Annotated in this window: 14 protein-coding genes; 7 read left to right on the forward strand and 7 right to left on the reverse strand. The window is 28.6% G+C overall.

Annotation, left to right across the window (positions count from 1 at the left end):
- The first annotated feature begins 589 nt into the window (after positions 1-589).
- From CCE28_RS02635 to CCE28_RS02655, 5 genes are all read left to right on the forward strand, one after another.
- A complete protein-coding gene (locus CCE28_RS02635) occupies positions 590-2263 on the forward strand; it encodes a DUF4209 domain-containing protein (RefSeq protein ID WP_095130668.1) in 1674 nt (557 codons plus the stop codon).
- Between the two features lie 151 nt (positions 2264-2414).
- Positions 2415-3134: a hypothetical protein gene (locus tag CCE28_RS02640; RefSeq protein WP_095130670.1), complete on the forward strand. Its 720-nt coding sequence runs from the start codon at positions 2415-2417 to the stop codon at positions 3132-3134.
- 229 nt (positions 3135-3363) lie between these two features.
- On the forward strand, positions 3364-4254 hold the full coding sequence (locus tag CCE28_RS02645) for a hypothetical protein (RefSeq protein ID WP_095130672.1): 891 nt from the start codon (positions 3364-3366) through the stop codon (positions 4252-4254).
- A 72-nt stretch (positions 4255-4326) separates the two neighbouring features.
- Complete coding sequence (locus tag CCE28_RS02650; protein WP_095130674.1) at positions 4327-4815, forward strand: hypothetical protein; 489 nt, start codon at positions 4327-4329, stop codon at positions 4813-4815.
- Between the two features lie 290 nt (positions 4816-5105).
- Entirely contained in the window at positions 5106-5537 is a 432-nt protein-coding gene (locus CCE28_RS02655) for a hypothetical protein (protein WP_095130675.1), read from the forward strand.
- Positions 5538-5783: 246 nt separating this feature from the next.
- On the opposite strand, the gene CCE28_RS02660 is transcribed toward CCE28_RS02655, so the two are convergent.
- The 6 genes from CCE28_RS02660 to CCE28_RS02680 form a co-directional block, all read right to left on the reverse strand.
- On the reverse strand, positions 5784-6266 hold the full coding sequence (locus CCE28_RS02660; RefSeq protein ID WP_095130676.1) for a hypothetical protein: 483 nt from the start codon (positions 6264-6266) through the stop codon (positions 5784-5786).
- Between the two features lie 14 nt (positions 6267-6280).
- Positions 6281-8209 carry an ATP-binding protein gene (locus CCE28_RS02665; RefSeq protein WP_095130677.1) on the reverse strand — a complete coding sequence of 643 codons (1929 nt, stop codon included), beginning with the start codon at positions 8207-8209 and terminating at the stop codon, positions 6281-6283.
- Between the two features lies 1 nt (position 8210).
- Positions 8211-8387, reverse strand: a complete 177-nt coding sequence (locus tag CCE28_RS22090) for a hypothetical protein (RefSeq protein WP_176461629.1) — start codon at positions 8385-8387, stop codon at positions 8211-8213.
- Positions 8388-8390: 3 nt separating this feature from the next.
- Positions 8391-10640 carry a DEAD/DEAH box helicase family protein gene (locus tag CCE28_RS02670; protein WP_330396804.1) on the reverse strand — a complete coding sequence of 750 codons (2250 nt, stop codon included), beginning with the start codon at positions 10638-10640 and terminating at the stop codon, positions 8391-8393.
- Positions 10641-11053: 413 nt separating this feature from the next.
- Positions 11054-12181 (reverse strand): DUF3883 domain-containing protein, encoded by a 1128-nt coding sequence (locus tag CCE28_RS02675; protein WP_095130682.1) that lies wholly within the window; start codon positions 12179-12181, stop codon positions 11054-11056.
- 9 nt (positions 12182-12190) lie between these two features.
- Entirely contained in the window at positions 12191-12541 is a 351-nt protein-coding gene (locus CCE28_RS02680; RefSeq protein WP_095130684.1) for a nucleotide pyrophosphohydrolase, read from the reverse strand.
- A gap of 285 nt (positions 12542-12826) precedes the next feature.
- Between CCE28_RS02680 and CCE28_RS02685 the strand changes: the two genes are divergently transcribed.
- Positions 12827-13516 (forward strand): hypothetical protein, encoded by a 690-nt coding sequence (locus CCE28_RS02685; protein ID WP_095130686.1) that lies wholly within the window; start codon positions 12827-12829, stop codon positions 13514-13516.
- A 150-nt stretch (positions 13517-13666) separates the two neighbouring features.
- Entirely contained in the window at positions 13667-14434 is a 768-nt protein-coding gene (locus tag CCE28_RS02690) for a hypothetical protein (RefSeq protein WP_095130688.1), read from the forward strand.
- A gap of 83 nt (positions 14435-14517) precedes the next feature.
- On the opposite strand, the gene CCE28_RS02695 is transcribed toward CCE28_RS02690, so the two are convergent.
- The gene (locus CCE28_RS02695; protein ID WP_095130689.1) at positions 14518-15342 is read right to left on the reverse strand and encodes an HNH endonuclease; all 825 of its coding nucleotides are present in this window, start codon (positions 15340-15342) and stop codon (positions 14518-14520) included.
- Positions 15343-15464: the final 122 nt, after the last annotated feature.

Below are 15464 nucleotides of genomic sequence, written 5' to 3' on the forward strand. Positions count from 1 at the left end.
GACTTGAGTTAAAGTTTAGATAAAATAATAATTTTGATGTATATACTAATGCATGATCGACTTCACATTATCCTAATAATAGGAAAGTCATAATAAACAATAGTACAGTTTTAATACATATATTAAATGTTCTGGAAAAGGAGATCCTTGGGATCTCCTTTTATTTTTTCTTTTGCTTCTACACCCTGCCCTTTCTGATATATAGAATTTATTTTAATTATATTTTTAAATAATTTAACTTGTTTCAGTACTTTTAGTAAGAGTCGTTTAATTTAAAAAATTAAATTTATGCCGAAGCAAAAGCCTGTGTGGGATATTGATGATAAAAGATATTTATATCTTTATAGATTACCTTCTATTTTTATTTATGAAAAATTCAATGTGTAGATTTCGACTTTACTTTGAATTTAATTGAAAAATATTCCATTTAGTTGTAATATATGAATATCATATGCAGTAAAAGTGAATATTTTCTAAAATTTCTTAGCGAATCCATTTTGTAATGTAGTCAATGTCTATTATGAGAATATTGTAAGTGGCACATATTATTTTTATAAATTCAATTAAACTCTAGTTAGAGAGGTGTATTATGAACATAGTTGTAAAACTCAATACTAAAGAGAATACAATTTTTACACTTGAAAATTATGGTGTTTCAGACATGAGCACACCAGATACTATAAAAAGTCTTATCAAAAATTCGGATTTTATTACACATTACTATATGGAGAAAAAGATATGTAAAATTAATAACATAAATGAGTTCATTGATTATTTGTTTTTGGTGTTCATTAATTCATATGAGAATTGTGTTGAGTATATATTAGATCCATATAAAAAAGAATTTGAAAAATTTCTTTCGTTTGCAACTTCCAGAATGGTTTTGTATAGTAAATCATGCATTATAAACTACATAAGGAATCACTATAAAGAAATTTTCTCTTATGAAGATGAATATATTGAGCATGGTTTACATGAATTAACTCTTAAATTTTTTATTGAATACAATAAAGGCATCATAAATTCGGGAATTATGGATTATTTAATTGAAAATAAACCGATTTTTGTATTTGATAACTTGGATAAATTGTATAGCATAATTAAAAAATATGATAATGAATATCTAAAAAAGCTATTTACTTCTGAAACTTGTTTTCAAGAATTAAGCAAATATAGATTTAATGATGTTTGTAACTTTTCAGTTTATCTATACAAGAATAACTCTAAAGAATTAGTAAAAGATATTGAGGATAAAATTTATACATATTGTATGCAACAACTTTCCAATATAGAAAGAAAACATGTTTATAATGTTCAATTAATACTAAATGAAGCTCAAAAGACATTAGTGAAAATAAAATCAAAATATGCTCCAGTACTTGCTAGCAAATTAGATAATATAACCAATAAAGCATCAGACTATTTAAGAGAACATGGACAAGTACATGAATATGAACTATCATCAAAACCATATTATGATTGGATGAAAAAGTTAGACGACAAGAATGTTGATACTTTTAGTAAATATATGACAATCTCACATGACATTTCTTCTAAAACCGAATTATGGGAATCGAGATTACAAAAAGATGCCGAGAATTATAAACCTTCAATCGTTGATTTGGTATCAACTAGCGTAAGTACCAATGACTATTTTTCTTATGGAAAAATAAAGACTGTTGATTTAAAAATTAATTACTATATGATGTCACTGTATTATTGGGTAGACCAGCAAAGGTCTCAAGAATTTATACATACTATGATTTCTGTTATAGAGTCAATTTATTCAGAAATTGGATTCCATTATAACGAAGAGGACATAGTTAAAGATGTAATACAGCTAAAAGCGGCTTTAATCGATGCCTTAGATAAGAACGAGAATAATTATTTATCTCATATGACTGCTTTTTTTACAATCTCTTTTTTGGAGAAAATATTAAGGAATATTTATTGTCAACTTAAAGATGATGGATTTTTTCTTACATCTTCTACAACGTTGGGAAGTATGCTAGGGAAAAATGATAATGTTGATAGTAAAATGGAAAAAATTATAGGTACTGATCATATCAAGTGGATTAGATATTATTTTTTAAGTGATGGTGATAGTATAGGAGAAAACCTAAGAAATAGAATAGCACACTTTAAAGATATTAGAATAGGTGATATCCAAACACCACAATTGATTAAAATTGTGTGGTTAGTTGTCTCCACAATTAATTCGATATTAATTAATATAATGAATAATGATATTGATAATGATTAATGTAGTTGAAATGATGAGACTAACTTGGCCTCCATTCAAGCTTTGTATTTTATTTGATTGATTATTACTTGTAACAATAATTATATATATATCAATGTTTAAAATTAGTAAACTTAATTAAATTAAAATTAACATGAAAGGGTTGTATCATATGCACTTAGAAGAATTGATTAATTGGGAAGGTAAATGCCTAAAAAATAATATGGAAAAATATATTGAACTTATTAATAATTCATATAATATAATTAGTATTTTATCATACATATCTAATATAAAAACACCTAAATCACTAGCATATTTTACTTTTAATAATCAAATTAGAGCTAGTTTGATTCAATCCCTTTTAGCCCTTTTGCGCAATCATGAAGTTCAAAGTAAATTGATGCTAAGGCATGCAATTGAAACAGGTATGTTAGCAGCATATAGCCTTATAGAACCAGATATCGAAAAGTATTTAATCAATGAAAAAGATGGTGCAAGGCCAGTAAAAGTCATGAATAAAGTATATAAGTTTATTGAAAACCTATTCCCAGATTATTCAAATCGACTAAAAAAAGTTAAAGATGAGATAAATGAATTTTATGCACATGGTAATTTATTTAATTCATTTGTTACAAGCCCAAACAGAGAGAATATATATGGATTAGCTTTTTTTGATAGAAATAGAGACGATGATTTTAAACTTAAAATAGGTATTTGGCAAATTGGTCATATAGCATGTATACTATTTGACTTGCTTTACGAAGCATCACTAATGAGTATTGTAGTTGAAAGAAATGAAGAAATCAGCAAAAGATATTCTGAGCTATTAAAAGAAAGTCAGTCTTTTAGGTATAAATTTGAAATTGAGTTTGGTAAGCGAAAACTTTAAATTAATCGAGTTCCACATAAATATTAGATAAATCAAAGGAGATTATTAATATCTCCTTTTAATTTTTTCTCTTATTTTCCTCTCTGCCTTACTTTCCCATTTATAATATTTTAGAGATTTTTATATTTGAAGAATATTCCATTTTGCTGTAGTATATGATTATCATGTACCATACAACTCTTAAAAGCATTATTATTTGATAATACAATTTACTGCTAAGGGGGATTTTATGAAAGATATCATGAAAGAATTGACAGCAACAATTTTGGGTCTAAGCACCGTATCAGAAGATATAAATAAACATATGAATCAAGTTCTTAATCTTGTAGAGACATTCAATACCACTCTCGATCCTAAAAACAAAAAGCATATGTTTGTTGCAAAGGATCAAGAAACCTTTATAGCACCTGTTGCTATTGCAGGCTTGAAGAATAAAGAAGAATTGGATTTGGTTTACTTCGGTTTAAATCCAAAGTTTGGTGATGATACGTCGAAAGAGAAACGTCAAGCAATAAATCACAAAAGTGGTTATTATAACTTTTATCATTCTAAAGCAATCTTTGATTATCTGATGAATGGGAAAAGTAACACCTATTATAAGAGAGTTATACGTGTACTGTTTTCAATATTTGGGCACCCTGAAATGAATACCATCAAAATCTCTAATATTCGTAAAAGGTATGGATTTGATGAAAATAAAGATCATGAAATTTTCTTTGATTTGCTAAAATCTAAAAGTATTGCTTTTCCAGAACTGATACCATTTCATTCATGGAAATTCAACTTGTCTGACAGTGATGTAGCAATTTTAAGAAAATCAATCCCAAGTTATGATAGATATGTGAATAAATTGATGAAATACATCGCAGAAAATTTGTCAGCAGATGGTGTTGTTATTAGCAATGGACAAAAAGCATCCAATGTCATTAAAAATCATCTGATAAGTATGAAACTTGAAGAACGTGCATTTCTGGTTTATGATGATAAAGCTATGGAAGTATACAAATGGAAAAATAGCCATTGGGCTCTTTTGAAAGGTCAAATTGCACCAGGAGCTTCTCCCATTTTTAATGCAAATAACATGTATTTGTTTGGTCAAAAAATTAAAGAAATAGTATAATCAACAGATTATAATAGTATTGAAAAGATTCAGTATATCAAAAATAAAAAAGAGAATGGAAAAGTAATAAATGTGTCCAAAGACTCTTATAAAAAAATCTATAAGACAAAAACATCATCATCTGATATTAGGGCTTTAAAAGAAGCTATCAATAGTACCATTGTCAAAGTAATCGACAGCTATGATGGTTTAATATCATCAGGAAAGACGTATTTTTATCCTGAGGTATATGAAAAATTTACTGTTGATCATATTCAAAATAATGCCCGTATGGTGTGTTATGAAAAAATATTCCGAGGCAACGAAGTTCGCATTGAATTGAGAATTTTTGACCCTCAAAGCGATGACGCACAAGTGATTTTGGACAAAGCGAAACAAAGTGACTTTGGATTTACAAATTTAGAGCGTAATACCAAAAAAGATAGTAAGAAAATTTATGGAGAAACCATATATTATATTGATCCAAATATGCCAGAAAATGATGTGCGTAAAGACTTTACCAAAAAACTGAATGATTTTTTAGATCGTAATAATGAATTAATTATGAAATCATTAAAGTAGGATGAAATATTGAATCAGACTAACATTATATATCAACAAAAGGAGACCTTATCGTCTCCTTTTCATTTTTTCTTTTCATCCCCCACTCCCAATATAGAATATTTAAAACATCCTTATATTTGAATAATATTCCATTTTGTTGTAGTATAAGATTATTCTGTACGATAAGGATTCCCGACATTAATGTCACAACTTCTTAAAGTTATTACAGAAGTCAATTTTATTAAAGCTAATATAAGAGTATTAACTTAATATTATAACTACGAAATTAGATAGGGAGGAAATTTTAAATGATAACTTTTCAAAATATAATAGAGCAGCTTCCAGGCTTATTAGATGGATTATTAAATTCAACCGAGTATAGATTTGAAGACTTAACTGAAGGGAAAATTAAAAAAATATTAGAAAGTCAGAATGCGGTTGCTGGGGTATATATTATGTATGACAAACAACAACCTGTATATATTGGAAGGTCTAAAACTCTAGCGCAGAGAATTGGGACAGATCAAAGGTCTATACAAGAATCTCAAGCTACAGTTGCATCTAAACTTGTTAAATTAGGATTGGAGAATATAAATACTATGAGCGAGGCTAGAGATTATATGTATAGAAATTATACTATAAAAATTATAAGAATTGATGATGAATATGTTAGAACTATTTTCCAAGTGTATAGCTCTATGTTATTAAATACAAAATATAATAATTTCTTAGAAAGGTAATTAATAAGTTTCATGTAACAAGCTATTTCAATATATTCTACAAAGCCCATGAGGTGCATCATAACTATATCAAAAACGTTGTACTTTTGGTTTTAATTTATAATAAAATAATAGTACAGTTTTAATATAGATATTGGATATACAAAAAAGGAGATGCTTATCATCTCCTTTTAATTTTTTCTTCTACTCCCTTCCGCCCCTATTTATAATATTTAAAACATCCTTGTATTTGAAGAATATTCTATTTTATTGTAGTATAAGGATATCTTCTTCCGGCTTTAGCAAATTATAATAATGTATGAGGAAAGTTTCCAACTCAGAAGTTTTAGGTATATTATCTCTTATTAACTCCATACCTGATACCGCATAGCGATTTAATAATTCCATACCTGTTTCACTAAGTTTAGTAACCGAATTGTGATCAATAATTTCCAACATTAAATTTTCTATTCTTCTTTTATCTTGACGTTGTATATCTCTTCTCTCCATCTCCGCATCTATCAATAGTCCCATAATCAGTTCATTTACACCTTCATATAAATCTGGATAATATTCTATAAATCTATCTTTCTCTATTTTTTCTACTACACCTATATTCCCTTTATATAATCCAGCCATTAAACATAAATAGTATTTATCAAATAAGGTTTTAAACTTAACCCCTCCATCAGTACGCCTATCGATAAGATCAAAATATTTTCTAGTATCTTTTGGTAATTTAAACGCCAATTAACTCGCCTCCTTCAAACTGTTACTCCACTAGAATCTTGGAAACTTATAAAATAATCTATTCCGTCCATACATACAACCGGTTTTCCTTTTTCCTTTACTATTGTTAAAAATTGTACATCTTCATTTTTATCACAGAAATATTCTGTAAATCCTTCTCTTTCACCCGAAGTTATAAAGACAATCATTTGTTTGAATAAATTTGGTAATATAGCCGATACTTGTCTTCTAACATCTAGGTCTAGCGCCCCCGCTGGCGAGTCCACTACAAATGGTAATTGATATGTTGAATTATCAAACATTGATCCTAAAAACGAGTAAGCTATAGCTAATGTTTGACCTGCACTTGCTCCAGATTTATCTTTCAATTTTACATGTCGATCAATATCTCCTACATAAATTGATTCAGTTTTTATGATTTTTGATATTTTTTCATTTGTTTCATTTTTAATTCGCTCTTTTAGCTTCACTAAAGTTTTATTTTCAATACTTCTTAAATACTTTTTAATTTTTTCAGCACTCTTAACTAAAATTACTGTATTAGTCGCTTCCATTAATCTATCTTCAATGGATTCTATTTTCTTTTCACAAAGAGGAATATTTTCATAATAATCCAAATTCTGTAGATGTGTTGTATCTGTAGTTGTTAGTTTTTCATGTTCATTTGTAAGTTTTTCAAGAGTCAACTTCAACTCCTCTAACTCTTCTTTTAAATTTTGTAATTCGAAATCTCCTGCTTCTTCAAGTTGAATCTGTAGTCTATCCCATTCTGTTTTAATCCTCTGCCTTTCAAATAATTCTCGATGTAAAATTTCTTTTTCTTCATTTAGAGACTGGCTATATCGTCTATCCCTAATAGCTGACTTTACAGCATTAATTACACCAATTTGGTCTTCCGCAAGATAATCTTCAGATTTTTTTAAAATAACTTCTTTTTCATTTCTCCTAATTTCTCTTCCACATATACAACTATCACTTTCTGCTAATTCTTGAAAAAATTGTTTTGAAGTTGTGCGAGGTAATTTAAGATATTCCATTTTACCTGATAGTTTTTCAAGTCTTTGTGCAATCTGGGGACTTAATACATACGGATTTCTCATTTTTTCAATAAAACTTTGAGTACTATTATCTATTTCCGCTTTATTCCTTCTTTTTTCACTTTCTAATTCTTCAACTTTGTTTCTAATACTATCATTTGTTTTTAATTTTTGACTAATATCAATTTCGATTTGACCATGTCTTAATTCCTTTGTCTGAATCTCAGCCTCTACTTCTTTTTGACGAGCTTTAAGTTTCAACAATGTTTTTTGAACTGCATCTCTTTGATTTTTTAACACTTTTAAGCCTTGATCTGTTTTAGTACTAGTTTTTTGAGAATTTAGTTGTGCTTCATTAACAATTGAGTTAATTCTATATCTAAGTTCCTCTAATCGGTTTAATTTGTATAAGTATTTTATAGCTTTTTCCGCTTCGTCACTATTACTATCTATAATATCTTTTGCTAATTCACCATCAAAAATAAAGCGCTTAACAAATTCTTGAGTTAACATATCTTGTATAGTACTAGGCAATAATAATCCATCATCAAGTCCTCCTACATCTCCAACTTTCGAGGTTTGATATTTTGCTTCTCCTTTTTCGTAGTCTAAATTTAAAATAATATGATATACTTGTTCCTCAATTAAAAGCTTAACACTAAACTTCCCATTTGGAGCGTTAGAATCAGCCGGCCTAAAATCCCTTATAATATTAGCATCCCAATTTTTAGCTTGTCCATCAAAAACAGCACGTAATAACGTTATAGTTGTTGTTTTACCAGTTCCATTTGGCATCATTGTCAGAGTTACAATAAACGGCTTATTTTTATTCTTCTCTAAAGATATATCTAAGTTATTAACACCTCGAATATTCTCATATTTTAATCCTAATATCCTTATTTTCACATCATTCCTCTCCTTTCAGTGATACTAGATTTAATACTTCACGAATATCATCATCTCTATAAGAATTATCTAAAAAATTTTCTATTAACTTACTAAAACTTCTCTTAAATTCATTCGTTTCCTCAATTTCTTGTACAATATTTTCTATAGCTTCTTTAAGTTCTAAATATACAGCCATCTTTTATTCCTCTCTTCTTGTTTGTGATAATTTCAACAACCACTCTCTTCTCTCAACATCTATACTTATTCGATTACTTTCTTGATCTTGTTCTGAATCCACGCAAATAAAATCAACTACATTTGCTTTTTTCCCTGGATTATTGGGATTAATTCTCAAACAACGACCTGTTCTTTGAATTGTTTGTAACCTCGCCCTGTCTGCAGAAAATAATATTATATTATTAACTGATTGAATATCTATTCCCTCTGATATCCTTTTACTTGTTATCAAACAATTTATCTCTCCTTTACTAAATCTTGACAAGTTTTTACGATCGTCTTCGCCATAATAAGTATGATAGTGTGGAAACCTATCAATCAAAATATTTTGAACTTCTATTCCAAATTCTTTTGTCTCAACAAATATTATTGATCGATTTAATATTTCTAAATGGTTATCTAAAAAATCTTTAAACGCAGGGAGTTTTGCTGGTGAAACTTTCTTAACCTCAGCTAATCTAGTATACATCTGTATATGATCAACAACTTCTCCTGCTTCTTCTTTAATTTTGAAAGTACTAATTATTTTTTTAATTTTAACTTTATCTTCTTGCGTCAACATAAATTCCAAAGGATAATATTCAAACTCACAAAGTATACCACGCTTTATTGCATCCTCTGTATCAAACTTATAAATCACTTCTCCAATCTCATCAGTAATAAATTTATTGCCTTCTTCATCATACTCTCGTTCAGGTGTGGCACTCAGACCTAACCTATATTTAAAACCAGAAATTCTGCCCTTCAATTTCCCTACTATAGCAGGCGATCCAAACCCATGTACTTCATCACATACAATTATAGAATTTTTCAAAACACTATTTCCCATTTTTTGTAATGTCTCCTCTAGAAATTGTGGGTTTCTTGAGACTAATAACACAGAGTTTGTAGGTAAAAGCATAAAACCTGATAATTCTTTATAACTAGAGTAAAATCTGTAAACATTAAGATTTGTAGACTTTATTATTTGTCTATACCATTGATCTAATAAATCAGTTCCATTTACCGTTATAATCACATTCCTAATTTTCTTTCTTACAAATAACGTTTTAATAATTTCTAATGCCGTTCTAGTTTTACCGGTTCCCGTAGCCATCTCTAATATCCCATTGCCGACTTCAAGAAACGTATTAATTGCCTCACTTTGATGTCGCCATTTATCCATTGGATTAACAAATTTTCCTGTTAAGGTATATGGTCTTTTCCTTGTTCTTAGTTCAAATATGTCCTTCTCTATAGCTTTAGGTAATTTGTAAATTGCAACATTAGGATCTTTATTTTTCCATAGTCTCTCAAATCGTTTTTCATCATCTTTTACAAAATCTCCAAGACTTTTCCAGGTTTGAAATATTTTTAGGCTTTCGTAATTGACTGTTCCTTTGTAACTATCATTCACCGAGCCATTAAAAGATAACTTATTACCTTTATCATCCGAGAAAATTCCAAACTTATCATGAAAATCCCCTTCTAGATTATTAGTAGGTACAGCAAATCTAAATTCAATTATTCCATCATACACCATCCAGGCTATAGCATTTAAAGTATCATGTTCAAGAAACTCTTTTAAAAGCTCTACATTTTGCTTTAAAACATTAGTGAAATACTCATTACCATCCTTGAGTCTAAGACTATTCATTATAGCTTCAATATCTTCAGGCTCCATAATTGGACTAATTATCCATCTAGCCTTGCCACCGTTTGAAGCAAAAACACTCATACCTTTCGCATTAACTCTCATCCAACTGGATGTGAAGTATCCAACTGCCCTATCATAGTTCTTAGCCCACTGTAAGCATGGTTCGTAAAATTCTTTTGTAACATTATTATCAGAAGTGTTTAAAGTTAAAGGAATCTTAGGTAACTCTTTTATATCTGTCTTGTTAATCTTAGTTTCTTTGAGATTGTTATTCACAGTATTTTCATTACTAAACGTTGTTTTTTCTTTCAAAGAATTACTTTTTTCTAAATTTTGTACTGTTCTACTCACTATTCCTTGAGAGGTTCTTTTCATCTCATTAGCAAATTTTGTTAAAGGTGTATGCTCATACTTTATTCCTTTTTTTTCTAGAAATTTTCTCAGATTGTCTTCATTTATACGATAGCTTCTTCCTAAACTATCAGCTTCAAGCTCCCCAGATCTAATCCACCTTCTAATCGTCTCCTCTGACATTTCCAATCCTTCACTTATCTGTTTAGTTGTAAAAACTATAATAACTCACCTCCACTCATATATATACTCATGTTGTATTGTGTGTTGCGTGTTGTGTGTTGTGTGTTCTGTAGTATTATGTGTGTTTTTGTTTATTTTATACCGTGTTTTTTATAAAATTAGCAATTCCATAATTTGCAATGAATACACATATTAAAATATTAAGTTTATTATTAAGCTCATGTAAGTAGTTCAACTACTTAAGTTTTAGGCAATGACAGCATATTGTATCTTATTAAAAATAACAGCAATATTTTTGAATATTTTTATTTAGCAAAATGGTTCATAAAAAAAAGACCTTATTTAGGAAATTTCTTGAGAAAAAGATACGTAAAAAAGGAGATGCTTAGCATCTCCTTTTATTTTTTCTCTATTCTACTAAATCACTATAAATTAATTATAGAATAATTCAACTATTATCTAATAACTCTATAATTTTCAGCAACGAACTCATACTCATCTTCTAATGATCCCTCTATTATATAGTACTCCCCAACTCCATTCTCTATATCAAGGTTGAAAACTCTATATAACATGTAACTATCCTTATTTTCTCTGGCAAATTCTCGTTCATCACGAGACATATAAAAATGATTATTTATCCCTTTAGTAGTTGTTTTCACCTCAATATAAATCTTATTTCCATCTGTATCATAGCTCAGAATATCATATCCAAGACCATCTCCATCTTTTTTCGATGTATGCTTTACCTTCTTTGCTAAATCAGGATAACCATTATCCACTAGCTCTTCCTTAACTAAGTCTAAAACTAGCTTTTCACCTAAATCTCCAATGAGTTGATTTGACTTTGCTTGTTTTACATAGTCACGTTTTTGTCCTATTCTTTTTTTAAGTCTTTTACTTTCCTTTAATCCTTTTTTCTCAGGAGGATCACTTTGCTTTCCGGTCATCTTAATTTTAGCACGCTCTTTATTTTCTAATATATCATTATCTACTATTTCTACAGCTTCACTGACGTAACTATTATATTCAGACTTTAATTCTTTATATTGTTCATCTGACATTTGTACATATGAAACACTAAATCTATTTTTTGCTTCGATCCTGTCTGAAATTTTTATACTGTGATCATTGAAATTTACAAGTTTCTCTATAGTGGAAAAATCTATTGGACGTATATTAGAAATTTTCAAGTAAGCCTTACATGTAAATTTTTCCTTTTGGGGATCTGGATTCACTCCTACCCTGTCACGATAGTATTGGGGTACTAAGTTTATTAAGTCGGACTCTACTCCAATTTCGTACCTTGAAAACCATTCAATAAAATCTGCAACAAATACATTATCCTCTTCCATACAGTATAGAAAAATAAAGGTTGGTTCTCCTCTAAGAACTTGATTATCCATCTTAGAAATTTTAGCTTTTTCAAAACTATTTTCATTTAATTTTTTTGTGAACGATCCCCATATAACGCAACCTTCTTCTTTATCTATTTTTATATGTTCACTCATTGTATCTATTTTTGTGTTTTCATAATTCTTATTAAACTTTAAAAATAAATGTCTTGATTTATGTATGTTCATTGCTTCCCCCTACAATTCAGTATATTTCTTTGCACTACCTTTACTTTTCTCAACAGGATATTTCGTTCTATTCCTCTCTATTTTTTCTAGTATTGCTTCTTCAAGATCTATATCTAGTTCATTACATATTAAAAGTATATAGTTTGCAATATCAGCAACCTCTTCTTTAATTTTAAGATTATCCGGACTATCTGTTGATAAGTCCATATCCTTTAAATCTTTCCATTGAAATATTTCTAAAAGTTCACTTGCCTCCAGTGATAATGATAGGGCTAAATCTTTTGGATTATGGAATTGTCTCCAATCTCTTTCATCTCTAAACTCTACTATGTGTTTTGTAAGTTTATCTATTGTATTCATATGGCCTCCATACGTATTATTAATAGTTTTATTATATATATAAGATTTCTTCTATTACTATAATTTTATTTATTATTATTATAGCTAGTGTAGCGAGTATTTTTTGTAATATTTTGTCGTATTGCATATTTGATTGCCACCTTTTTTTATCTAATAATGTTTATGACAATATTTGTAGCATTTAACATATTATTGTAGTATATTATTATACTGTGTAGTAATAATTCTGCCCCTTCAGATTGTGAAACTATACAACAATCTAATAACAGACAAAGAGGTGAACTTTTGGAATCGAATAAAATACAATTTAATTTTTATGATCATATAGCTATCCTGTTTCCAGGAAGCATCTTAAATGCAATAGTGTTATATTATTTTCCTGAATTTATATTTTTAATTAAGAAAATTAATGAATTGTCTAGCACACTTTTAATCATTATATTCATTATTACATCATTTATAGGTGGACATATTTGCTATGCTTTATCTAAGACTTTTATGGACTGGGTAAATGGAAAATTAGGAATAAAATTTAATGTTGATGCATTCAAAGAAGTATCTACAGAGCAACAAGATCTAATTATAAGTGAAATTGAAAAAATATATGAAACTGATTTTAAACTTAAAAACAAAATTATTGAATATAGAGATAATCAATTAGAAGGCAAAGACTTAGGAATAAAAAATTTATGTTTCCCATTTACCAAGGATGATATAAGTAATTATTATATATTTGTCTCTCTTGCAGATTTTCAGAGGAGTATTGCATTTTTACTTCTTATAATTTGTTTTATGATTCCTTTTAATATATTCATATATACATCTTGTTTATTTGGCGTTGCTAGAAATATTATAGCTGTTCTTATATTATTTGTTTTTTCAATACTTATTTTTAAACGTTCTATAAAAATGAGAAAGACGGCCGATAGGGTTGTATATTCACAGTTTCTTTTTAATACAACGAAAAATAATTAGAAAGATCATAGATCTAATATGCTTTAGTTCTACATATACAGATTATGATTAGAGAAAATTTCTATATATAATTTCCCATGTTATCTCCTATATTAAAATTGGTATTGGTGATAACATGGTTTAATAAAATTCAAAGGAGGATATAGCATCTTGAATAAATACATATTTCACACATACTTAAGAAATCATAAGTTCTTAAATTTACTACTTATATTGGCATTATTATTGATAATTATAAATGGATTCGCATATAACTCTCCCGTATGGTTTGATCTAGATTATATTATAGTAAACTATTTCATTGATATATTGGTAAATTTATCAATTGGATATATAGTATCTCTTATTTTCTATATCTTAGTAGTATTTATACCTGACACAAAAAAAGAATACCAGCTTAAAGCAAAGTATATGACAACTTTCGGTGTAATTGGTTCTAAAATTCATAATTTTATTCTAACAGTATTTAAAGCGATAGAATTTGAAGTTATGCCAACAGATGATGTGCATAGCAAATGGAAAATTTTTTTTGAACATACAGATCTACATTACATCAATCATTTAAGAAACAAAGTAAATAAATTTGAAGATATACGCTTGGGAACTAATCATTATGAAACATATTATGATAAATTAATTATACTTTCTTCTCAAATAGAACTTTTAAAAAAAGATTTGATTCCATTTATAGCCTTTTTCACCGAAAATGAAACTGATGTATATACAGATATCGAGGACAGAGTTATCTTCTCAAATATTCGTAATTTTGAAAATGACCTCTGTATTGGAACAGATGACATGTTCTCGAGAGATCTATTGCATTTGATTGATATATACTATAAGATACGTAAATTACAGGGAGCTGATCCAATTAGCTTTTATAACAAAATTGATCAGACAGGCATTTTACAAATCTAGATGCTTAAGATTAAGCAATACCAAAAAACAGTCTTAATATAAGTATTAGATATACAACAAAAGGAGATATTGAATGTCTCCTTTTAATTTTCACATTTACTTTCCCTTATCAACTTTTCAACATCCTCTTCTAAATTCAGCGAATGCATTTTTCTATGACAATTAGGACACAATGCAGCTGTATTCTCTATGGTATCCTCTCCCCCTTTAGACAACCATATAATATGATGTGTCTCTAGATAAGGTCTTCCCTTTTTATCTATAAATGGCGCAGCCTCTTCACATAGCTGACATATTCCATTTGCTCTCCTTTTAGCAAGTTCTGATACATATACGTTTCTTTCATAAGTTGTTGTAGATACAGTTCTAGTTCCTGTACCTTTTTTTGACTGTCTAGCTCTCTTAAGCAATGTTTCATCATCTAAATTTTCGGCTTCTTTTCGTTTCTTTTCCTGCTTAACCTTTATTGTTTCAGCTGACAATATGACTCTTTTATCTGAAACCAATTTCAATGGAAATACCCATACTTTTCTCATATCATTATTTTTATCTGTTTGATCCTCTTGGTATGGCTCTCCTGCTAGTTCAACTTGACCCATGAATGTATATTCTTTTTTCTTAAATACTTCAAATAGATATACCTCTACTCCATTGCTACTTGATTCATTTAAAGTTTTATTTTGGGAGCTATTTATACTTTGATCTCCAACTTGGCCCATTCCTGTATAATGAAGTACATCCTCTATCCATCTATCTTCATATATCGCTCTTGTATGATCGGAAACAATGACCAAAGTTCCTGTTTTATGAGCTCTTCTCATACCACCTTGCGGAGCGCATTTAAATATATCTGCTAATTGACTATTATCTATTACATCTCCTGGATTTAGTCCTGGATTGAATGCCATTGGTGTAGTCCCCCTTCTATTTACGTATATTTCTATTTTAGACAAACAGAAATCTTTTGTCTGTCGAATTTTGGAAGTTATTTGTAGATATTTGAAATTATGGTATAATTGTATCGAACATA

The organism is Anaeromicrobium sediminis, from assembly GCF_002270055.1.
Classification (GTDB): domain Bacteria; phylum Bacillota; class Clostridia; order Peptostreptococcales; family Thermotaleaceae; genus Anaeromicrobium; species Anaeromicrobium sediminis.